This is a genomic window from Aeromonas sp. 600276, from assembly GCF_049175815.1.
Classification (GTDB): domain Bacteria; phylum Pseudomonadota; class Gammaproteobacteria; order Enterobacterales; family Aeromonadaceae; genus Aeromonas; species Aeromonas dhakensis.
The window spans coordinates 31,488-53,185 of record NZ_JAAKVU010000011.1 but is presented as its reverse complement, the minus strand read 5'-3'; the positions used below and the strand labels follow the sequence as shown (position 1 = coordinate 53,185).

Sequence of the window (21,698 nt, the reverse complement as noted above, 5' to 3'; positions counted from 1 at the left end):
ATTACTTATGCTTTTCAGCGGATAAAGCTCAAAAAACGGGATTAACTTATGAACAACAGGAAAAGATGTAAAACATCATATTCATTGACATAACTATCGCCCTTTCAAGCTGGTTGAGATTATACGTGGCTTTGGGGATTACGCAAACAATTTGTGCCCTGCCACGGCAGGGCACAAACGTTACAGCGTAGGTGCTTCCAGTGCTTGAACCAGGGCTTTGAGGAAGCGTGCCGCCTCGCCGCCGGTACAGGCTCTGTGGTCGAATGTCATCGACAGTGGCAGCGCTCTGACCGGGCGCGCCTCCCCATGGATGAACACCACCTTCTCGAACAACTTGCCCGCGCCAATGATGGCCACCTGGGGCGGCGTCACGATCGGGCTGGCATAGCGGCCCGCGATGGCGCCGAAGTTGGTGAGGGTGATGGTCGCCCCCTGCAGCATCTCGCGCGGTACGGCGCGCGCCTTCACGTCGGCGATCATGCGATCCAGCCCCTGGCGCAGATCGGCCCCTTCCCGCTCGGCCACGTTTTCCATTACCGGCACGTAGAGCCCATGTTTGGAATCCACCGCAATGGCCACGTTGACCTCCCTGAACAGCCGTCTTGACAGGGTGTCGCCGTCGAACCAGGCATTCATGGAGGGCTCGGCCCGACAAGCCACACCGATGGCCTTGATGAGGCGCACCGTGACGTCTTCATCGGGACGCCAGTGGCGCAAGTCCACCTCGTCGGTGATGCTGACCGGCACCACCGTCTGGTGCGAGAGTTCCATCGCCTTGGCCATGGCCCGGCGCGAGCCCTTGAGGAACTCGTTGCCGCTGCTCTGCTGGGCCTCGAACGCCTGCTGCACGTCCTGCTCGGTCACCATGCCGGCACTGCCGCTGCCCTTGATCCGCTCGATGTCGAGCCCCAGTTTCTGGGCCAGCAGGCGCACCGCCGGCATGGCCTGCACCAGGGCGCCGCCGGGGGCGATGGCGCCCACCACGAAGTGATCCTCGATATGCTGTTGATGAGCGTTGACCTTGCCGACCACGGTGCCGTCATCCTCGCCGCCTTCGAACTCCACCAGCGGTGCACCTATGTGCAGAATGTCCCCCTCGGCACCACACAGCCTGGCGATGACCCCAGCTACCGGCGAAGGAACATCCACCAGCGCCTTGGCCGTCTCTACCGACAACAACACCTGGTCGACACTCACGGTATCGCCGGCGCTGACCTTCCATTCGACGATCTCGGCTTCGGCCAAGCCTTCACCCAGATCCGGTAATTTGAAAAATTTCATAGCCACTGGTTCTCCATCAGCTGATGAGCCGCATCGGCAATGTCCTGCTCGGTGATGAGGTAATACTCTTCGTTGCGGTAGTAGGGGACGGCGGCGTCCACCCCGGTAAGCCGTCTGGGCGGAGCCTTGAGGGAGGTGAGCGCCTCCTCGGTGACCCGTGCCACGATTTCGGCGCCGACTCCGAAGCTGCCGCACGCCTCGTGCACCACCAAGAGGCGGCCGGTCTTGCGCACCGATGCCAGTATGCTCTCCATGTCCAGCGGCTTGATGGTGGCCAGATCCAGCACCTCGCACTGGATATCCTGTTCCGCCAGCAGGTTTGCCGCCCGCATCACCTCCTGGATGCAGGCCCCCCAGGCGACGACCGTGAGGTCGCGGCCTGGACGCAGGGTGAAGCAGACATCCAGCGGCAGGCCGATGCCGTCATCCACCACGTCGGACTTCATGGAGCGATAGATGCGATCGGGCTCGAAGAACATCACGGGATCCGGGTCACGGATAGCCGACAACAGCAGGCCATATGCCCGCTTCGGGCTGGAGGGGATCACCACCCGCAGCCCTGGAATGTGGGCAAACAGGGCTTCCACGCTCTCGCTGTGGTGCTCGGGGGAGTGAATGCCGGCGCCGTAGGGGGAGCGGTAGACGATGGGACAGGTGATGCGGCCCCGGGTGCGGTTACGCATCCGCGCCGCCTGGCAGATGATCTGCTCCATGCCCGGGAAGATGAACCCCTGAAACTGGAATTCAGCCACGGGTTTGAGCCCCTGAGTGGCCATGCCGACCGCCACCCCGGCGATCAGCCCCTCGGCCAGCGGCGTGTCGATCACCCGCTTGAAGCCGAACTTTTCGCGCAGGCCCACGGTGGCGCGAAACACCCCGCCGTTGACCCCCACATCCTCGCCGAGCACCACCACATCCGGGTCCCGCTCCATCTCGTGATGCAACGCCAGATTGACGGCCTCGAGCAACGTCATATCACTCATGCTTCCTCCCCGCTGTGCTGCTGCATGCCTTTGGCGATGATGCGCTGGCGCTGCGTGCGGTAATCCTTCGGCAACTCGGCAAACTGATAGTCGAGCAGGGTTTCCGGGGCCTGCGCCGCCGTTCCTTCATAGACGGCCACGGCGCGCTCGACCTCGCGGGCCGCCTCGGCCAGCAGTGCCTGCTCCTGCTGCTCGTCCCACCAGCCCTGTTCAAACATGAACTGACGCAGCCGCTTGACCGGCTCCTTGGCCCAGGCGGCTTCCACTTCGGCCGCTTCCCGATAGCGGGTCGCATCGTCGGCCGTGGTGTGATCCCCCAGCCGATAGCTGACCGCTTCGATCAGGGTCGGTCCCTTGCCGCTACGGGCGCGTTCGACGGCGCTGCGGGTGGCCTCATAAACGGCGACCACGTCGTTGCCATCCACCTGGATACTGCGCACACCGGCCCCTATCCCCTTCTGGGCCAGGGTGGGGGCGCTCGACTGCAGCTTGCGCGGCACCGAGATGGCCCACTGGTTGTTGTTGATGATCATCACCATGGGCAGGTGCCATACGCCGGCACAGTTGAGCCCCTCCAGGAAGTCACCCTTGGAGGTGCCACCATCGCCGATGGTCACCACGGCGACCCTGGGTTGATTGCGCAGTTTGAAGGCCGCGGCGATACCGGCGGCATGGGTGATCTGGGTGGCGATGGGCACGCAGATGGGCAGATCCTCGGAGAGTTCACCGTCGGCCTTGTAAAAGACGCTGCCGCGCTCGTCCCCACCCCAGTACTGCAGGTTTTTCTCCATGGGCACGCCCCGCACATAGAGGGTGGGCATGTCCCGGTAGTAGGGCACGTAGACATCCTGCGGCTGCATGGCGAGCCCGACGCCTATCCCGACCGCTTCGGCCCCCAGATGGGAGGGAAACGTGCCGAGCTTGCCGGTTCGCTGCAGCGCGATCGCTTTCTTGTCATAACTGCGCACCATCACCATGTTTCGGTAGAAGGTGTGCAGCATCGCCTTGTCCAGCCAGGTCGGTAGTGTAGCGACCGGGCGCCCTTCCTCATCGAGGTAACGAAGGAAAGGGATGTCGACATGGGTCATAACTGGCTCCTTGCCGTTGTCAACGTCACCACCATGAGGTGACCCTTTGAATGTAAATAGATTGTTAACCAAAGGGCAATGAGATTTAGCCAGGTAAGACCAGTAGAAACTTCTTTAATTTCAGAAAGAAGCTGGATTTTTCGGCTGAAAGAAAACGAAACAGGGAGCCACGTCGGGCTCCCTGTCAGGGCGGAGCGGGAGCTCCTGGGGCTCCCGCTCCGAGCTGCACGGCCGGCAAGGCCGGCGGCAGCCTGAGATTGTCATCAGGGGTAGCGCCGGGTTACTCCCACAGCCGGGTCGGCACCACCAGCAACACGGTGCGCTGGCCGATGGCCACGTTGGCGTTGGGGAACACCACCGCCTCCCGCGGTTTCTCTACCATGTAGCGCAGTTCGCCATCCTCGGCCAGCACGAAACCCTGGGGAAATTCGGTGAAATTGTCCACATCGCTGGCAAACAGGAAACGAAACTGCTCCGAGCGTTTGTTGATCACCCGATCGATGGCAAAGATGGTGAAGTCATCCGCTCGCCAGGGCTCCAGCTCCACCTCATCCCGGGTCACCAGATCCTGCAGCGCCTGCCGGGTTTCGATGAAACGGGTCATGTCATTCTCGCCAAACGGACGCACCTTGCCCAGCTCCACCGTGAAGGCGTGAGCGCCATGGCAATGGGAGCTGTAATAGCTGAAGGTGGTGGTGGGGCCGCTGGAGAGCAGAATGGTGCGCACGCCGCAGGCACCGAGAAACTGTACCTGCTCCTTGCAGTGAGGCCGCTCGTGGGGGAAGGGGTAGACGGCAAACTTCTCGTGGCGCGAGCCGCGAATGGCGGTGTGCAGATCGTAGTGGTAGCGAGGCCTGGCCGCGTCGGCAAAGAAGCGGCTCACATACTGCTCGAGGCGCATGGCGCGGATCCGCTCCTGGTTGCACAGCCCCTCCCCCTTGCTGTGGGCGCCGGAGAAGAGCCGGTTCATGTTCTCCTCCACTTCCCGCACACCCAGGTTCATGGCTGCCGGGTTGCCGAACAGGAACAGTACCCGATGGCGGGCCTTGAGCTCACCGCAGAGCAGGCGAGTCAGCAGCTGGTTGCAGATCTCGATGGGCGCGGTTTCGTTGCCGTGAATGCCGCAGGAGAGCACGATATCCTTGCGCCCACCCGGTTGCTCACCGGCCCCGAAGGCGGGCTCGAGGCAGAGCACGCCGGTATCCCAGACACTCACCCTGTCGCCATTGGCCAACGCATAGGAAAAAGGCTCAAGCTGCCACTCGTGGCGGCGGGTCAGGGCCAAAAAGTCATGCTGGGGAATCATCCATCTCACCCTTTTGTCAGGAACGCTATGGGCGGATTATACGCAAGGCGCTTCGGCTTAAAATCAATTTTTAAACAAATTCAAACAGTAATGTTACAAGTTTGAGTGAGGAGCAGGATCGGGGCGCGGGGAACAGAGAGAGGTCGGCACAGAGCCGTGAGGGAGGAAATCGGGTAAGGCGATCAGCGTGAGGCAGCTGATGAACAGGGCAATCCATCAACCCGTGACGGCGGCGGTCTGCGGCCGTGGATCAGCAAAAAAACGAGGCATCCTTGCCCGGCAGATCAACCACGCCAGAACGGCTTGGTGGTCTCTTGATAACGATCGGCTTCGTTCAGACCGATGTCCTTGAGCAGGTATTCGGGCAGCTCGGAGAGCTGACGACGGCTGCGGCTACGTTCCAGCCAGGTCAGTACGGTCATTTTGACGCGAGCAACCAGATTCAGTTGGCTGGAATGCTGGTAACCGGCGGCGGTATAAGTCATGTTGGCCATGATATGGCTCCTCTGTAGGGTGTCTGCGCGGGTGCAAATTTGTTGCGCAAAGCTTAGTCAGGGGGTATGGCCGACTCAATTGACGAATTTTGATAGCAGACATTAGTAAAACTAATGGTTGATGTCCGTGGTGGGATAAACATAAGATACTGATTATAAAAGACTAACAAACCTTTTCTGGGCCTAATGAAAGGCTGCAGCATATTCTCCTGCATGGCTCCCTTCTAACTATGCAGTTTCCTCTGCTGGCTATGCACTCCCGTCCTTGGCAAAAAGCAGGGTCAACCGACTGTTTACATTCAATTGTTAATGAAGAGATCTTTCATTGATCTTCAATTAACACATTGATACACAACAGTTACCTTCCAGTGACCCATCGCCTTGCCCGCCTCTCGCTCCCACTTGGCACGCATGCACAGGGCTGATATGGTTATTTATACAGTACCTTTACCGCCTTGCCGTTTCCCGCCCCATGGGCCGGCAAGGGCGACACAGGATATGCCGATGGAGACATTCACCCCCACCGCCGCCTTGCGCCAACAGATGGAGCGGCTCGAAGAGGCGCTGGCCAGGCTGGCGGATCAATTGACGCAGCTGGAGCTGCTGGAAGCCCACGTCTATCCCCTGCCCGCCGTCGCGCAGGGAGCGGAGCACGAGCCCATCGACACCATCACGGTGGGCTACCTCGATGGTGAAGAGGCGCTGGCCGCCACCCTGGCCGCCTATCGGGATCACTGTGCCCGCGCCGGCTGCTCCACCAAGGCCACCCATCGCCTGCCGGGCTGGCTGCGCCTGCCCGCCGCCAGCGCCCCGCTGCTGCGACCGCTGATCGACGAGATCAATGAGTGCAAGCTCACCTTCAAGGCCCTGGTACAGCAGGCGGGCAGCCGGGACGAGAAGTTCGAGCTGGTGCACAGGGCGCTGCCCGGGGTCATCACCCTGCAGGTCTATCGCAAGCTGACCCTGCTGGAGGGTGACCTGCATTCGCTGGGCTTTACCTGGGCCGACAAGCAGAGCATCAACCGCCTCAGCCGCGAGCAGGTGCTGGAGATGCTGGAGCGCAGCCGCCGCTATGTTCCGGCGCTGTCGGACAACGAGGAGTGGAGCAAGATGGTGGATCAGGAGGTCTACGATATCCGCCGCCTGCCGGCGGATGCAGAGCTTAGGATCCGCCGCCCGGTCAAGACCCACCCCATGATCAACCTGCTCTGGCTGGATCGGGAGCCCCGCAAGCAGCAGATCAAGGCGAGCCTGCCTCTGCTGCTCTGCTCGGACAACCAGCCGGCCGTCACCCATCTGGGCCACTACCCGCCCAAGCTGCGCCAGGCCAGGCAGGATCGCAAGATTGGCGGCGAGCCCGTCATAGAGCGGCTCCACCTCTACCTCTATCAGGGCTAAGGGGCCCTTGTCCACCAGGCACAACCCACTCACCTCACAACACGTATCGCCCAACAACAAGGGGGAGCATCACAGGATGCTCCCCCTTGTTTCTTGCGCCGTGTCAGCCCCTCGTCAGCTCATCAGCAGGGCCCGCAGGCTCTCCACATCCAGCCCGCGCACTTCCGACTGGCCGCTCAGCAGGCCATCGGCCAGCGCCCGCTTCTCGTCGTGCAGGGCGACAATCTTCTCCTCCACCGTCTGCTCGCACACCAGGCGATAGACGGTGACCGGCTGGGTCTGCCCCATGCGGTGGGCCCGGTCGCTCGCCTGATCCTCCACCGCCGGGTTCCACCAGGGGTCGAGGTGCAGCACGGTATCGGCCTGGGTGAGGTTGAGCCCTGTGCCCCCCGCCTTGAGGCTGATGAGAAACAGCGGCACCGCTTCGTGGCGAAAGCGCAGGATGGAATCCTGCCGCGCCTTGGCCGAGCAGCCACCATCCAGATAGCAATAATCCCACTGCCGCTGCTCGATGCGGGTGCGCAGCAAGCTCAGCAGATCGACGAACTGGCTGAACACCAGCACCCGATGACCGCCGTCGATGGCCTCCTCCAGCAGCGCCATCGCCTCGTCCAGCTTGCTGCTGGCCTCGGCCCACTCCGGCATCACCAGCTGGGGCGAGCAGCAGAGCCGGCGCAGCCGGGTCAGGCCGCTCAGCACGTGCATCAGGGCGCGACCATCGGCACTTTGCACCTGCTGCACCACTTCGCGCCGGGTCGCCTCGTAGAGCTGGCGCTCCGCCGGGGAGAGGCTGATGTGGTGGATGATCTCGGTCTTGTCCGGCAGCTCGGTCAGCACCTGGTGCTTGAGCCGGCGCAGGATGAAGGGGCTGATCACCGCCCGCAGCAGCGCCATGTGCTGGGGATCCTTGACCGCCTTGCCAAAGCGGCGCTTGAACTCGCCAAGGCTGCCGAGCAGCCCAGGGTTGATGAAGGTGAACAGGCTCCACAGCTCCCCCAGATGGTTCTCGATGGGGGTGCCGGAGAGGGCGAGCCGAAAATCACCGTCGAGCTGGAACAGCAGCTTGGCCCGCTGGGTACCGGCGTTCTTGATCTGCTGCGCCTCATCCAGCACCATGCTGGACCAGCGCCGCGACTTGAGCGCCTCCGCCAGGCTGCCGAGCATGCCGTAGTTGAGCAGGATGATCTGCCCCGCCTTTGCCTCGCGCACCATCCCCTCCCGCTCGGCGGGGTTGTCGAACACCACCACCTCCAGCTCGGGGGCGAAGCGGGCCACCTCCTCCTGCCAGTTGGTGACCACTGACTTGGGTACCACCACCAGGGCCGGCCCCAGATGCTGGCGCATGCGCAGCACGATGAGGGCCTGCAATGTCTTGCCCAGCCCCATGTCATCGGCCAGACAGGCACCGAAACCGTGATGGGCCAGGGTCGCCAGCCAGCGCACCCCCTCCTTCTGATAGTCCCGCAGCGGCCCCATCAACTCGTCCGGGCACGCCACCTCCTGTTGCCACTCCTGCTGAAGGTTCTGCCAGGCGGCATCCCCCTCGGTGGTGATGACGGAGAGCAGCCGGGTGAGCGGATAGGCCAGCTTGTTGTTGATGCGCTGCTCGTCATCCAGCATGGCCCCCAGCATGGTGAGCCGCTCCACCAGCTTGTCGCTCAGCATCAGGCTGGTCTTCTCGTCGAGCTGGACGGTGCGCTGGCCCGGCGTCAGCTGGCGCAGGATCAGGCGCAAATCGAGGATCTGGTGCTCATCGAGGGAGAGGACCCCCTCCACCTGGAACCAGTCCTGACGCCGCTCGATGCGCAGGCTCAGCGCCGCCTCATCGAGGCTCTTCAAACGTGCGCTGTCCTGATGCCAGTGAATGACCACGCCGGCATCCACCAGCTCCGGCAAGGCGTTGACCAGCGCCAGTGCCTGCTCCCCTTCGAGCCGCCATTCGCTGCCCGGCAGCTCGATGGGCAGCTGGTTGCGCAGCAGCTGGGCCTCGCCCCGCTCGGCCGCCAGATCCCGCTGCCAGTAGTGATCATCCTTGATCCCCTGGCGCACGATGGCTTCTCCCTTGCCAAGGGGCAGCGGCGGCAGCTCCTCGAACCGGGTCACCAGCCTGACTGCCAGCTGGCCATCCTGCCAGTCGAGCTGCACCGAGGCCACACCGGGCCAGGGCGTCAGCTCGGCGTTGCCGTGCAGCCCCGCCACCTGGCTGTGCCAGGGCAGATCCGGGATGGCATCCAGGGTGCGTTGCAACTCAGCCAGTCCCTCGGCCGGCAGGTCTGGAATGGCCTCCAGCGCCGGCAGGCGATCCTGCAGGGCCTGGGGGGTGAGGATGAGCTGCCACAGATCCTGCGCCAGCGGCAGTATATGCGCCCCGCGTGCGGCTGCAGCCGGGCTCAACACGGCCCCCATGCCCTGCTCGGTGGCCACGATCTGCAGCAGTGGCGCCGTGATGGCGAGCTGCAGCTTCTGCCCTCTGGCATTGAACAAACGGGAGTGGTTGGCCAGCGGTGCCCACACCTCGCGCGGCAGCCGCCCCATGTTGCGCGGCAGGGTACGCACCAGCGCCCAGTCCTCTTCGTCGAGCAGGGCGGCGTACTGGGTGGAGAGCAGGGCGGGATCGACCCGGCGACCGGCGGTCCACTCCCCCTTGGTGCTCTGTTTCTGGATCTTGCACTCGAGCTCGGGCCCTTCGGCGTGAAGCAGCCAGACCAGTCGTTCCTGCGGTTTGCGCACGCCGCTGGAGCGGCCCAGTCCCTGCAGCCAGTTGAGCCAGCTGGCCGAGGCGGGAGCCTTCTCCTCATCTTCAGGCGCACTCCCCTGCTCATCCTGCCCGGCGGCCCGCAGCTGCTGCAGCGGGGCGCGTTTTGCCCCCTGCCCCAGCATCAGGCGCAGCAGATCCTGGCAGAAGGCCATCAAGCGGTGGCGGGGCGCGGCCTCCAGCACGTGGGAGAGATCCCACTTGTGCAGGATGGCCACCTGGGGACTCTGCTCGCCGTGCCGGGCCAGCGCACAGAGATCGAGCCAGAGGTAACCCCAATGGAGCTCCTCCAGCGGCAGTTGCAGGGTGTCGAACAGCCCGACCGCCTGGCCGTGGCGCTCCCCTGCCCACTGTCCCAGCAGATCGGCCAGCAGGGGGAACTGATTGGCCAAAGTGCGCAGCCACTTCTTGCGCTGCTCGCTGGCCAGCACGGGATCCGCCTGCTGCAACCAGCCCAGCCAGAGCAGGGCACTGAAGGTGGCAGGCCACTGACCCGCGCCCGTCGCGTCCGCTGACGCCTGCCAGGCACCCAGCGCAGCCAGCAGGCGCTCGGCCAGCGGCTGCTCGTCTTCCTGCTCCGCCAACTGCTGCAGGGCGGGCCAGTAAGTGGTCGCTTCCCCGCTCGGCTCGCCGCAGAGCCATTGCCACTCGGCGGCAAAGCCCTCGGTCAAACTTGCCAGCTCGGGCGCACAGTGCTGGGCAAGCGGGGTGAGCGGCCACTGCGGGTGGGGCTCGGCATCGAGCAGGGTCTGCAGGGCAAAGTGCTGCATCAGCAACCGCTGCCACTGCGGGCTCGAGCCGGCCAGCAGCAGCTGGGCGTCGGGCAGATCGAGCAGACTCAGCAGGTCGGCCGCCAGATAGTAAGCGGGTACTTGCCCGGCCTCTCCCAGACAGAGCTCGCGCACCAGCGCCTGGGCCATCTCCTGACCGGTGACCGACGGCACCCGTGCCCAGTTCGGCATGGGGCAGTCGCCGCGGCGCACCGCCAGGATGAGTGCCAGCGTCCCCTCCGCCGTCAGGCTCCACTGCTGCTCCCCGCGCTGGCGAACCAGCCCCTGCTGCTGCAACTGACCGAGCCGATCCGGCAGGGCCTGTCCAGATGGCAGTTGTTCTTGCAAATAGCGGGTACTGGCGGTGCGCTGCAACTGCAGCTCGCCAAGCAGGGCATAACAATCTGAAGAGAGAGTGGACGCAGACATCGAGACTCACGGGCCGGTGCAAAAGCGGAATTTTAACGGGAAAGCGACTGCGGCTCGACCCTTAAGCGCGAAATAACGCAAAAAAGCTGGCGCCTGCTGGTCGGGCCGACCATGACGACGGGACGCAGACAACCCGTCATTGCCGCCCCCGCAGCCCTGACGGGGAAACGCGGCCATAAAAAAAGGCGCCGTAGCGCCTCTTGGAAAAGATCCTGTTCTGGCGTCAGCCTTCCAGCCGGGCCAGACGCTCGGCCAGCGCCTGCAGCTGCGCCTTGAGGCTCTCGACCTCCTCTTCCAGCGCACTCAGCCTGTCCGCCGCCGGCGATGCATAGTTGCCGACGGGGGCCGCCTCGGCCAGCGCCTGCAGATCCACCTCGCCGCTGAACAGGTGGGCGTAACGGGACTCCCGCTTGCCCGGCTCGCGCGGCAGCTTGACCACATAGGGGCCACGCTCGATGAGGGTTGCCAGCACCGCATCCACCTCGGTCACGTCATCGAAGCTGCACAGCCGGTTGGTGCGTGAGCGCAGTTCACCCGGCGTCTGAGGGCCGCGCAGCAGCAGCTCGCAGATAATGCCGAGCTCCTGGGCGGTGAACTTCAGCTCGCCGAACTCGGTGTTGCAGAAGCGGTGTTGATAACGGGGAACCCGGGCGTTGAAGCCGGCGGTATTGACCACCAGCCGCTTGCGGATCAGCTCATCCACCACGGCCCGGATGTCGAGCTCGGACAGCTCGAGCACCGGCTCGCGGTTGCTCTTCTGGTTGCAGGCGTTGACCAGCGCATTGAGAGAGAGGGGGTATTGATCCGGGGTGCAGATCTCTTTTTCGATCAGACAGCCGATCACGCGGGCCTCCAACGGGCCAAGCACTAACTCCATTTCATACTCCCTACTAAGCAAGACGTTGAGGCCACTATCTTAGCCATGGCGCCTCTGCCGTCCAGCAGTGGCCGCCATTTTTGCGAGGCGATGGGGCAGTTGATGAAACATCGCACAACCGCCCCGCCACCGTCAGGAGGAGGGCTTGCGCTCCAGCGCCGTGGCCACGGATTTGGCGGCCGTGCCAATCAGCAAGGGATCTGCCGGGTAGAGTGCCAGCGCTTCGCTGCGCAGGGCCCGCGCCTCCTCTTTGCGTCCCAGCGCATCCAGCGCGATCACCATGTTGGCGTAGATGTTGGCCCTCGGCGTATGCTGCACGAAGGCTTGCCCCCAGTCGAGATAGGCCTCCAGCTCCGCCTTGTTGTTGCTCTGCAGGCCCACCGCCAGCCGCACCGAGTTGACGTCAAACTCCACCCGGGTCAACCAGGCCATGGGATTGATGACATCGAGCAGCAGGGTCGGCTCCTTGTAGCCGCCGCGCTCGTACTTGGTCACCACCCAGGCGGTGTGTAGCGCCGTCAACATGAAGGGCACCACCAACAGGGGGATGGCAATGGCGGTAAAACGCAATAACAGCCAGGGGCGGTAGACATGCTCGCGCCAGCTGGCTCGTCCTGCCTCAAGCAGCTCCTCCTCCACTTCCGCGTCCAGCACGTACAGCAGCATCAGCAAGGCCCACCAGAGCGCGATGGCGTGGTAGAGCGGGTATTCGGTCTGGGTATGCAGCAGGATGGGGGTCACCAGCGCCAGCAGGGCTGTGCCCTTGCGCCAGCCGGCCCTGCTCGCCCGCCACAGCAGGGCAGCGCCCATCAGCACCATGCCCAGCATGGGGGCTATCCCCCCCTCTACAGCCCAGTAGAGGAACTCGTTGTGGGGGTGATCGAGGTTGTAAATAACCATGCCAACATTTGGATCTACTTGCCGGGCCTCTGTGTAGGCGTGAAAGAATGTGGATTCAAATCCACCATACCCAACCCCCAGTAACCAATGTTGAAGAAGTAAATGTAAAGTAAAGGGCCAGATATCTGACCGTGCTCCACCAGAGATATATTCATTCATCCCCCGGTTGGAACCTGCCACCCAATATTGGGAAGCCAGTCCGACAATAACGCCAAGTAAAACCAAGCAGAGTATTCGCACCAACAAACCTTGTCGATGTAACTGGGGTACAAGCAGCAACAGCGCCAGCAAGCCTCCCAACTGCCCCACCCGGGATTGCAGCACCACCAACAGCAGGCTGGCAGCCAGGATCACCCCGTAGCGCAACCCACGCAGCCAGACATGGGGATTGCCACGCAGCTCCAGCCAGCTGGCCAGCACAAGTCCGGTCGCCATGAAACTGGCCATCACATTGGGTTGTTGAAAGATGCCGTAGGGGCGGTTGGCGTGGGTGTCATAGCCGATCCAGTTGCCCGGCACCAGCAGGTAGTACTGCACCAGGCCCAGCAGAGCCTCGATGGCCACCGCCCCTAGCAGCAGATAGATCAACCGGTCACGGGAAGCCCGCACCAGCTGCCACTGATAGAGACAGAACAGAAACAGCAGACCGGCGAACAGCCCCAGCAAACGGGGAATGGCGTAGTCTTTCAGTTCAAAGCCGGGATAGGCCATGGGCAGCAGCAGCAACAATCCCCCGAGCCAGAGCCAGCCCTGCAACAAGGAGAATACCAGCCGCTGCTGCAGCGTCACCCGCCACAGTCCCAACCCGATGACCAGGCTGGCGAAGATCCAGCCCCAGGCGTTGAACGGCAGATAGAGCCCGGCCCCACCGGGGTTGTGCATGAAAAAATGCATACCCAGCAACCAGTAGAGCGCGCTGACGGCAGCAAAGAGACCCGTATTGGTCATCTTCCTTGATCCCCTTTATGTTGTTGAGCAATGTTCATACGTCAGTGGCGCTGATGCAAACATCAAAAAAGGGGGCCATGGCCCCCCGTTTATTATTTCATTTTGTCATCATACCTGTTCTGGCCGGCGAAAAGCATGACGCATCAATACAATACCGACACCTAGTATGGCGCCAAGTAGGGTGGCTAGCGCTACGACCAAGGGACGCTTGGGCTTGTCACGACTCAATGGTTCATTTGGAGAGGACTGATAGGAAAAAGACTGGAACGGCAGATCCTGGAGCTTGATAGCCTGAAGGCTACCCAATTGTAGACGCAGGCCGCTCAACGTCGGGTTCAAGAATTCGGGGTTTTTGATCTCCTTTAGCACTTTGAGTTTCTCGGCCAAGGCGCGAGCTCCGAGATCAATGGCAAGACTACCCTGATTCTGCAGATTCTGTATTGGTGCCTCCAGCCCTGCAGCCCGACTGATTCGCAGACTGTATTCGGTACGCAGGATATCGTCCTGCAACATTTTGAGAGTATCGACCTTGGCACTATCGAACTGGGTCTGCAATGTCTTTATACGGTTTTGCCAGATAGTGTTGAGCTCTTTGCCCTTAGCCGACGACTCCTGCTGCTGAATAAAGGTTATATATTGCTCCAAGAGTAACTTGGCATCGTCTGCCGTTTCGGCAGCAAAAGAAAGGGTGACGTCCTCACGCAACTTATCTGAGGCCTTGGCATTGATCCCCTCAGCCATCGCCTTGAGCAACATCCGTTTTCCTTTCGAGTCGGTGATCCCGCTCTTAGTGGCATTGGCATCCAGATAACCCCTTTCAACCAAGAACTGGCGTTTGTTATTGAAGCTATTGAAATTGTCGACGAAGTCAACATAGAGCGCCTTTTTGTCAAAGGAAGTGAAAGCCGTTGCAGGCACCTGAGCATTCATCAACTGGTTAATATTGAGCTCAAGTGACTCTACCTCTTTGAGTGTGGGCAACTTGATCTCAGCCTGACTGACCCAAACCTGAGGAGCCAGCAGGGCATAAGCAATACCTGCCGCGGCAAATACTCCTGATACTAATAGGATGAGGACTTTCTGGCGCCACAACACCATGAGCAGTTCGCGCAGGTCGGTTTCATCGCCAGAAGAGGCTTGCCAACCCTGAGGCAACTGATTGCCTGAGTTATCGAATATCTGTTCTTTCATAATGGACTCTAAAAATGAAGTAATTTTCAAAGAAGGGACGTGATGGTCTTTGTTTAGATAGCACAGTGGCGCATTCCCGAAGAGTAGTAACTCAATGGCCTGTGTCGCATATGACCTATTTTTATTAGGGAACATAGCATTTGGTGCACCAGAAGTTTTTCAATCCCCCAAAATCATTCAGGTATCAAAAGTCGTTAACTGCTCGTAGAGGCAGAGTAAATTAGGATGGCTAGATTACTTATATAGTTCCCTTCACATAAACGGCCTCTTTCCAGCAACATCAAACAATAGAAATAGCTCAAGTTGATAGATAAAGATGCGGACTCATCAGCAAGACTACCTTATAATTTCAACCTTATTTTCGCCAGTATTCGCCAGATATTATTAAGTAACTGGTAATATAATAAAAAAATCAGTAAAAACAACAATAAACTAATCCATTCTGGCACGCCACTATATTCAAGAGTTATGCCAATAATGGCCAGAAACATGGCAAGACCGCAGATTACAACCAACGCCTGATGGGATGATAGTCCCGCTCGCAAACAAATATGATGTAGATGCTCGCGATCAGGTTTAAAAGGAGAAACGCCCTTACGGATACGCCGCACCATAATGCAAGTCATATCCATTAATGGAATGGCAATTAGCCAAAGTGCGGTAACTGGGGTCATCTGTGCTTTTGGCCCCTGAGTGCCTTGCAACAACACCCAAATCACGGTAAAACCGATCAACATGCTGCCAGCATCCCCCATAAAAACCTTATTTCGCCCCCCGAAGGGAAAGCCCAGATTGAGGCAAATATAGGGTATCACTACGATCATCATTAACAGGCAGAAACGGGCTAATGGCAATTGCCCATCAGCGTAGTGAATATAAGCTAATGCACCAAAGGTTACCATAGTTAACCCGCCTAATAGACCATCAATGCCATCTACCATATTAAAAGCATTAATCGCACCCAGAACAGCAAAAATAGTCACGATATAGCCAAACGGTCCCAAATTAATTTCATAATTCAAGAGTATATGACCAATGCTTTTTAAAGAAAGACCGGCGGCAAAAATCATCGCACAAGAGATAAGAATCTGTACAACTAACCTGACGCGATAATCAACATCATACTTATCATCAATGGCGCCCATCATCACTAAGATTGATGCGCAGAGCACATAGATATCCGAGTTGGTAAGTAATTCAGGTTTAAACCATAATGCTAACATAAGTGTTAGATAAATTGAAATTCCTCCCACCAAAGGCACAAGACCTTGGTGTAGCTTTCTCTCATTAGGTCGATCAACCAAATTTACTTTTTTTGCTAACTTCCTAGTGAAAAACAATATCAAGAACGAAAAAATAAAGAATATTATATATAACATACTTAAGCGCCCTAAGAGTGCAACAACAATACGCGATGGCTAAAGTTATCTACTACTTAGTAAAAATTTCTTCGTATCTATAAGAAATATAAGCCCATTGATATTTTTCGTTTGCAATTCTCTTCATTATGTCACCCGAAGCATAATTGTTATCATCGTCCAGTGAGAACTGCAAAGACTCGCTATTGGTAAAGTATAACGCTTGACTTCCAGTTGTATACCTATTAAAGGAACAATCAAAAGCATAAATAGGCATTCCAAACTGCATTGCCTCAACTAATGAAGGATTTGTCCCACCAGCAGAGTGCCCATGTATATATCCCTTACACTGAGATCTTAATTCAAAAAGAGTTTCGATATCATAAATAGGATCAATTATTTCAATATTATTATATTGAGAATATGCCTCCCTCAAGCTGCGCCCATAAGCACTTGCATTCCAGTTGCCAACAAAACGCAATTTTGCTGAGCTTTTTGAAAATGCATCCAATATCATTGCTACATTGTTTTCTGGCTCTATACGGCAGATAGAAAGAAAGAAATCTTCCTTTGTTGAGGGTATCTCGTGACCTTCTAATAAAGTATGATCACCACCATATGCAATTACTTCGCTTTCTATACCGTACTCAGACTTAACATAATCTGCTATTGCTTGATTATCAGATATAACCGTATCAGAAAATAAAACAGCAATTTTTTCTGATAATTTCAAGAAAGCTTTTGTTAATTTACCCCACTTTTCCCTTTTCCATTCTAAACCATCAATGTTTACAACAATCTTTGAATTACTCAAGGCTTTATATATTGGTAAAAAGATACAACCAGAAACACCAAGTATAAGCGTTACATCAGGTTTTTTAAAAAGGCAAAAAATAAGGCTGAGAATATCATAGGCAATACTAGAAACACCATTTGCTTTCAGTGGGAGATATAACAGACTGGCATTCTTATATAGTTTATGTTTATGAATATAGGATTCACTAGAGCAGAATATTTTATATTTTATATCCTTGGATTGATAATCGACCAAATTCTGTACTAAAGATTCAAACCCACCATAACACGCTGGAACACCAACAGTACCGATAATATAAACTTCTATCTCTTTTCGGCAGTTCATTTATTATATACTCGACAGATAACTCTATGCATAGACAAACACCACTACTAAAGAAATAGCTGGATGACTTTCAACTACATCATGACAGATTTATATTTCCAAGGTGGCACCATAAACTACTTCACGGAGCAAGAAAATTAGCTATATTTAACCTTACTTATTGATAATATATAGAAACAAAATATCCACACAAAATAATACCCTATGTTCTGAAAAAGACAGAGATAACATAGACTAATAAATAATGATATTGCAAATCCATTCTGACAAAGGCATTTAATAACATTGTAATAGCAATAAAAAAATATCATTATACTAATAATGCCACCCATATATAGGTACGAAATAAATTGGGAATCAGGCCATACCATTAACCCTTGCCCAGCGCTGCCGACGCCAAGTCCGAAAGGATTAGAATATAAAAAATAGAAAACGTTTCTCCACTGGGTCAATCTATGTAACGCAGATGGCTCATCAGTACCAAAATAGATAGCACCTAGAGTAATAATGAACAATGCAGGGAGAGAACTAAGATAAATATATCTTTTAAATGAAGCATATCTAATATAAGATATACCATACATAAACAAGAATATTATTAATGATAGCAATATTCCCCGAACGCCAGTCAATATAATTGTTATAAAACCACTTGCCATCAGCAAGTATTTTGCAAGGCCATTATAATAATAGAATGCACCCATAAATACCAATAGGGATAAAAATCCTAATCCTAAGGTACTGGTAAAAAATCCAAAAGGGCGAAGCATTTCATTTCTGAAAAAATCCCATGGCATGACTTCTAAATCCAAAAATTGATAAGCTCTATAAAACCAGAAGCTCTCCAACGATTTATAATATTCCATTTGATACATTGCATATGCAATGTTTGGTACAAAAACAAAAACTATTAATGCATTCAAGTAATATTTGAAATCTAGGCTTGGCTTTGTTATTAGAATCCCAATTAGCAAGAATAATGTTGACACGTAAGATCTGTAACCTGAAACAACATCACTAACACCAAAATGAACTAGGCCATTAGATATAATGAATAATGTGAACATCAATAATAACTTCACATTAAAATTTTTATTTTCAGCATTCACTAGCAGTGACTTTAAAAAAAACATCAACACAAATACATCATAAAGAGCGCCTACTGCAAGTGGCTGGTAATAACCAAGCTCAACCTTTAGCATTAAAAATATAAAATCATAATATGCAGTAAAAATAGTAAAAAATATTAATACCACACCCTCAAGCCTTCTTTGCAAAAGAAAAGAAAAAACAATAACAGATGGAAAGACAAGGTAGAGAATATTTAAGAAAGCGCTTACGTCCATTACGATGTAAAAACCCCAAGTTCAGAAATAATTCTATTCTTATACTCATTATAATTGAATTTCTCTGCGCGGTGACGAGCATTTATTGCAAGAGCTTTCCAATGCTCATACTCTTGTGACAGACGATGAGTGCAGCTAATCAGATCTACCGCATTTGAAGAATCAATCAGATAACCATTAAATCCATTAAATACTATTTCTACAGGCCCCCCAATCACTGGAGCAATGACAGGGTTATACTGAGACATCCCTTCGATCAAAGTTAGACCAAAAGTTTCCACCCACTCATTTTTACGAGATAGATTAACCACAAGAAAAGCTTCTCTATAAATATCAATAATGTTTTCCGGCCGATATAATATATATAGATTGCTAGGCAATATAAATTCAGAGAAAAAACTATCACCATTTTCCTGCTTATCATTGATCACCAGCAAGAAAGAGCATCCCGATTTTTCCAGCGATGAAGCAAGATTAATAAACTCAGGAATACCCTTATAACTCTTCAATGAAGATAATAACACCACTTTTTTAGCATTCCATTTCTTACGAAGCTCACGCTCATCCAATAAATGCCCATTCAGATAATCCTCAGATAGTGTATTATAAATAATTGAGCTTGGCTTATAACCTAAGTAGCTATCCAGCATATCTTTGGTATATTGTGATACGAAAAAAGATTTTGATATTGTTTTGGAGTGAATGTATAAAATTACTTTTTTTAAAATTTCGGGAGATATAGAGACCTCATGAGAATATAAAATCACACTATCCGCAAACAGTTTACCGGCAAGAGACGCCCCAAACGGAAGCATAGTATTAACAATAACAATCTTTTCTTTTTTTTCTTTAATGAGAGCATGTGATAGTTTTAAAAATAATGAAAGCTGGCTAACCAGATAAAGAAAAAAAGTAAGTATCTTGTACGTTGAACGTCTATAGAAAAACCTTTTTATATTTAAGGCCTGATCCGATATGAATCCATAACTACCACTACCTATAAAAACAACGTTATCTATACCGTTCTCATCTAACACGTTTAAACACTGTGATAATACTTTAGGACTACCACTATAATCATCATAAAGATGGCAAAGAAAATATTTTTTCAAAACTTCCTCCCTTTAATGTTCTCATATAAGAAATAATATATCTTAGTAAGGAGAAAAATAAAAAAAGAGCGTTTTTTATTTATATAAATAGTGGCTTTCTTATTATTTTCAAACCTAAATTTTTTAACTTCACTTGACTCAGACTTTGAAGATTCACTTTCCATCGAAAGATCGTGTGATATTCTTGCATCTAATACAAAAAGCGGGATGATTTTATTGGATATTTGAATAAAAAAATCTGTATCAATACCATACAATGATAGATTTTCATCAAACTTTACATTGTGGTATTCAAAAACTTCTTTCTTTATAATGACGCCACTTGTAATCGCAATAAGCCCATAATTAGGCCCCGATTGTACAGAAGAAATATGTTTTCCAACTATTATACCAAGCTTAGCTGGGCTAAAAAGACGTTCTTGAGAGTACACTTGTGGAACTGCAACCAAGTATCTTTCTTTAACAAATGAATATAACTGAGAAAGATAAATAATATCATAACAGGTATCATCGTCAGATATGACGATATAATCAAAAGAATTTTCATGCACTACTTTATTATAAATATAGCTAAGAGAACAATTTTTTTTCTCAGAAAAATAGTTATATCCCTCCCGGATAGAAAAATATTTATTTCTATCTCTATACATGTCTATAGTACTATTGTCCCATACAATGACTTCTCTATCATAAAGTGCATCCAAATCATTATGTGGACTCATAAATGAACTGATGGATTGGATGTTTTCTAAAACTTTATTGTATATAACAACCAAAAATATCAATTTGGACTTTTGATTCAAAACCATCCTACCCATCCTATATTCCATACATTTCTGAAATGCTCATATATGAGAAAACGATCGTTTCAATTAAGCCTTGGTATCATTTTTTTAATTACATATTTAAAGAAGCAAAAAGTAGTGGACACTCTCCACATTTTACATAAAAAAGCAAAGCTAAATACATTGAAACTGTCAGGTATATGTTCTATTTTATGTTTGACTACAGGGGTTATATTTATAATATAATTAGACCAAGCATTAGTTGAAAAACTATTTCCCTCTACAGCAGAAATAAACCTGTTCTTCACATTATCTATACCATGAGTGGCTATTGTTGCATCATAGACAGAGTTGAAATCATAAGTGTAACTATTTTTTATAAATAATATTACGTCATGTTCATTATTTGCTTTTAGCATTTCTACGGGGCTATAGCCTTGATAGCAACTTATTAATCCGGAACATAATCGCCCTTGTAAAAATTGCTCAGCGAAGGCTGTACCACCAGGAAAAGGATGGCTATCTATATATAGTTTAGCTTCACTTGTTGTTTTTAAATAATCATCATATGGTAACGTGCTTGATATTTTTAAACGCCCGCGGTACTTTAGCTTAAGTAGCCACCACCAGTAATTAGTAATTAAATTAACCCCAATAACTTGAAACTTTGATTCATTATATTCATCTAATAATGCACCAATCAATGGCATGATGCTATGTACATTATTAGGTTTATATTTAAAAGCAGAAGCTGCGGTTAAAATTAAATCACCATTTTTAAATTTATATTTTTCTTCATATATATTTTTAGATGTGTCGATTGGTATACCAAGAAAGCATTTTTGTGCATTCAACCCCCGCATAGCATCAATTGCTATTCCATATTCACTAATCTCATACCACACATCGGAAATTGAGCTACCATAACTAAAAGTATGATCAGCATGATTAATGAAATGAATTTTTAGATTATTATTTATCTTTTTTGCTAAGCCACAAGCAATAACTGCATAAATATCTTCTGGATGTATATTTAGAACAAGCAAATCATAATTCAGCACTTTCTTTACAAGAGATAATATCTCGTCTACAACTGAAACATGACATTCTAAACCATGACTAACATCAGAGAAAAAAATCCTTTCCCTTTGAACAACATCATCTGTCGCTCTCTTTGTTATTAATAGATCAGGCTTAGATTCTAGGAACGTAGCAAGCCGTTCCATGAGGCGAGTGTGGCCACCAATATGGTATAACTCTGTAGCTATAAAAAGAATTTTTGCAGGTTGATGATCATCAACACTTTTAATGTTGGGACCTATCGGCATAGACTTGATAAACTTATCGATTAAAAATGACTCTACATCATTTAAAGAATAAATACCAATCTCATTTGTACGTAAAAAAAGTCCTAGCTGCTCAGCCTGACGCATTGCCTTATCAATTGGTAGTTGATATAGCTCCACCTTAAATAAATCAATAAACTCTGCTATTTTAGGATTAATTTTTTCTTGTATCATTATACATTTATCATTC

At 52.6% G+C, this 21,698-nt stretch carries 16 protein-coding genes; 1 reads left to right on the top strand and 15 read right to left on the bottom strand.

The features are described 5' to 3' along the window. Positions 1 to 180: 180 nt before the first annotated feature. The 5 genes from G5134_RS12455 to G5134_RS12435 all read right to left on the bottom strand — a co-directional run bounded on the left by G5134_RS12455 (position 181) and on the right by G5134_RS12435 (position 5,152). Positions 181 to 1,281, bottom strand: a complete 1,101-nt coding sequence (locus G5134_RS12455; protein ID WP_017778578.1) for a dihydrolipoamide acetyltransferase family protein — start codon at positions 1,279 to 1,281, stop codon at positions 181 to 183. Then, complete coding sequence (locus tag G5134_RS12450) at positions 1,278 to 2,264, bottom strand: alpha-ketoacid dehydrogenase subunit beta (protein ID WP_065016990.1); 987 nt, start codon at positions 2,262 to 2,264, stop codon at positions 1,278 to 1,280. Before G5134_RS12450 ends, G5134_RS12455 begins: the two co-directional genes overlap by 4 nt. Continuing rightward, on the bottom strand, positions 2,261 to 3,352 hold the full coding sequence (gene pdhA, locus G5134_RS12445) for a pyruvate dehydrogenase (acetyl-transferring) E1 component subunit alpha (RefSeq protein WP_017782312.1): 1,092 nt from the start codon (positions 3,350 to 3,352) through the stop codon (positions 2,261 to 2,263). The genes G5134_RS12450 and pdhA overlap by 4 nt, the downstream gene beginning before the upstream one ends. Before the next feature lie 280 nt (positions 3,353 to 3,632). Next, positions 3,633 to 4,658 (bottom strand): succinylglutamate desuccinylase, encoded by a 1,026-nt coding sequence (gene astE / locus G5134_RS12440; RefSeq protein WP_065016989.1) that lies wholly within the window; start codon positions 4,656 to 4,658, stop codon positions 3,633 to 3,635. A gap of 284 nt (positions 4,659 to 4,942) precedes the next feature. Beyond that, on the bottom strand, positions 4,943 to 5,152 hold the full coding sequence (locus G5134_RS12435) for a DUF1127 domain-containing protein (RefSeq protein WP_005302810.1): 210 nt from the start codon (positions 5,150 to 5,152) through the stop codon (positions 4,943 to 4,945). A gap of 504 nt (positions 5,153 to 5,656) precedes the next feature. Between G5134_RS12435 and G5134_RS12430 the strand changes: the two genes are divergently transcribed. Then, positions 5,657 to 6,550 carry a DNA replication terminus site-binding protein gene (locus G5134_RS12430; RefSeq protein WP_065016988.1) on the top strand — a complete coding sequence of 298 codons (894 nt, stop codon included), beginning with the start codon at positions 5,657 to 5,659 and terminating at the stop codon, positions 6,548 to 6,550. Positions 6,551 to 6,664: 114 nt separating this feature from the next. On the opposite strand, the gene G5134_RS12425 is transcribed toward G5134_RS12430, so the two are convergent. The 10 genes from G5134_RS12425 to G5134_RS12380 form a co-directional block, all read right to left on the bottom strand. Beyond that, the gene (locus G5134_RS12425; RefSeq protein WP_065016987.1) at positions 6,665 to 10,504 is read right to left on the bottom strand and encodes a DEAD/DEAH box helicase; all 3,840 of its coding nucleotides are present in this window, start codon (positions 10,502 to 10,504) and stop codon (positions 6,665 to 6,667) included. A gap of 223 nt (positions 10,505 to 10,727) precedes the next feature. Continuing rightward, positions 10,728 to 11,381: a YceH family protein gene (locus G5134_RS12420; protein ID WP_017765643.1), complete on the bottom strand. Its 654-nt coding sequence runs from the start codon at positions 11,379 to 11,381 to the stop codon at positions 10,728 to 10,730. Between the two features lie 132 nt (positions 11,382 to 11,513). Continuing rightward, a complete protein-coding gene (locus G5134_RS12415) occupies positions 11,514 to 13,229 on the bottom strand; it encodes a PglL family O-oligosaccharyltransferase (protein WP_065016986.1) in 1,716 nt (571 codons plus the stop codon). A gap of 108 nt (positions 13,230 to 13,337) precedes the next feature. Next, positions 13,338 to 14,420, bottom strand: a complete 1,083-nt coding sequence (locus tag G5134_RS12410; RefSeq protein ID WP_231939751.1) for an LPS O-antigen chain length determinant protein WzzB — start codon at positions 14,418 to 14,420, stop codon at positions 13,338 to 13,340. A gap of 341 nt (positions 14,421 to 14,761) precedes the next feature. After that, on the bottom strand, positions 14,762 to 15,799 hold the full coding sequence (gene wecA / locus G5134_RS12405) for a UDP-N-acetylglucosamine--undecaprenyl-phosphate N-acetylglucosaminephosphotransferase (RefSeq protein ID WP_065016985.1): 1,038 nt from the start codon (positions 15,797 to 15,799) through the stop codon (positions 14,762 to 14,764). A 52-nt stretch (positions 15,800 to 15,851) separates the two neighbouring features. Continuing rightward, complete coding sequence (locus G5134_RS12400) at positions 15,852 to 16,919, bottom strand: DUF1972 domain-containing protein (protein ID WP_082969906.1); 1,068 nt, start codon at positions 16,917 to 16,919, stop codon at positions 15,852 to 15,854. 137 nt (positions 16,920 to 17,056) lie between these two features. Next, complete coding sequence (locus G5134_RS12395) at positions 17,057 to 18,265, bottom strand: hypothetical protein (RefSeq protein WP_156559745.1); 1,209 nt, start codon at positions 18,263 to 18,265, stop codon at positions 17,057 to 17,059. After that, positions 18,265 to 19,377, bottom strand: a complete 1,113-nt coding sequence (locus G5134_RS12390) for a glycosyltransferase (RefSeq protein ID WP_156559742.1) — start codon at positions 19,375 to 19,377, stop codon at positions 18,265 to 18,267. The genes G5134_RS12395 and G5134_RS12390 overlap by 1 nt, the downstream gene beginning before the upstream one ends. Continuing rightward, complete coding sequence (locus G5134_RS12385; protein WP_197495581.1) at positions 19,374 to 20,195, bottom strand: glycosyltransferase; 822 nt, start codon at positions 20,193 to 20,195, stop codon at positions 19,374 to 19,376. The genes G5134_RS12390 and G5134_RS12385 overlap by 4 nt, the downstream gene beginning before the upstream one ends. Before the next feature lie 50 nt (positions 20,196 to 20,245). After that, the gene (locus tag G5134_RS12380; RefSeq protein WP_156559736.1) at positions 20,246 to 21,682 is read right to left on the bottom strand and encodes a hypothetical protein; all 1,437 of its coding nucleotides are present in this window, start codon (positions 21,680 to 21,682) and stop codon (positions 20,246 to 20,248) included. Between the last annotated feature and the right edge of the window lie 16 nt (positions 21,683 to 21,698).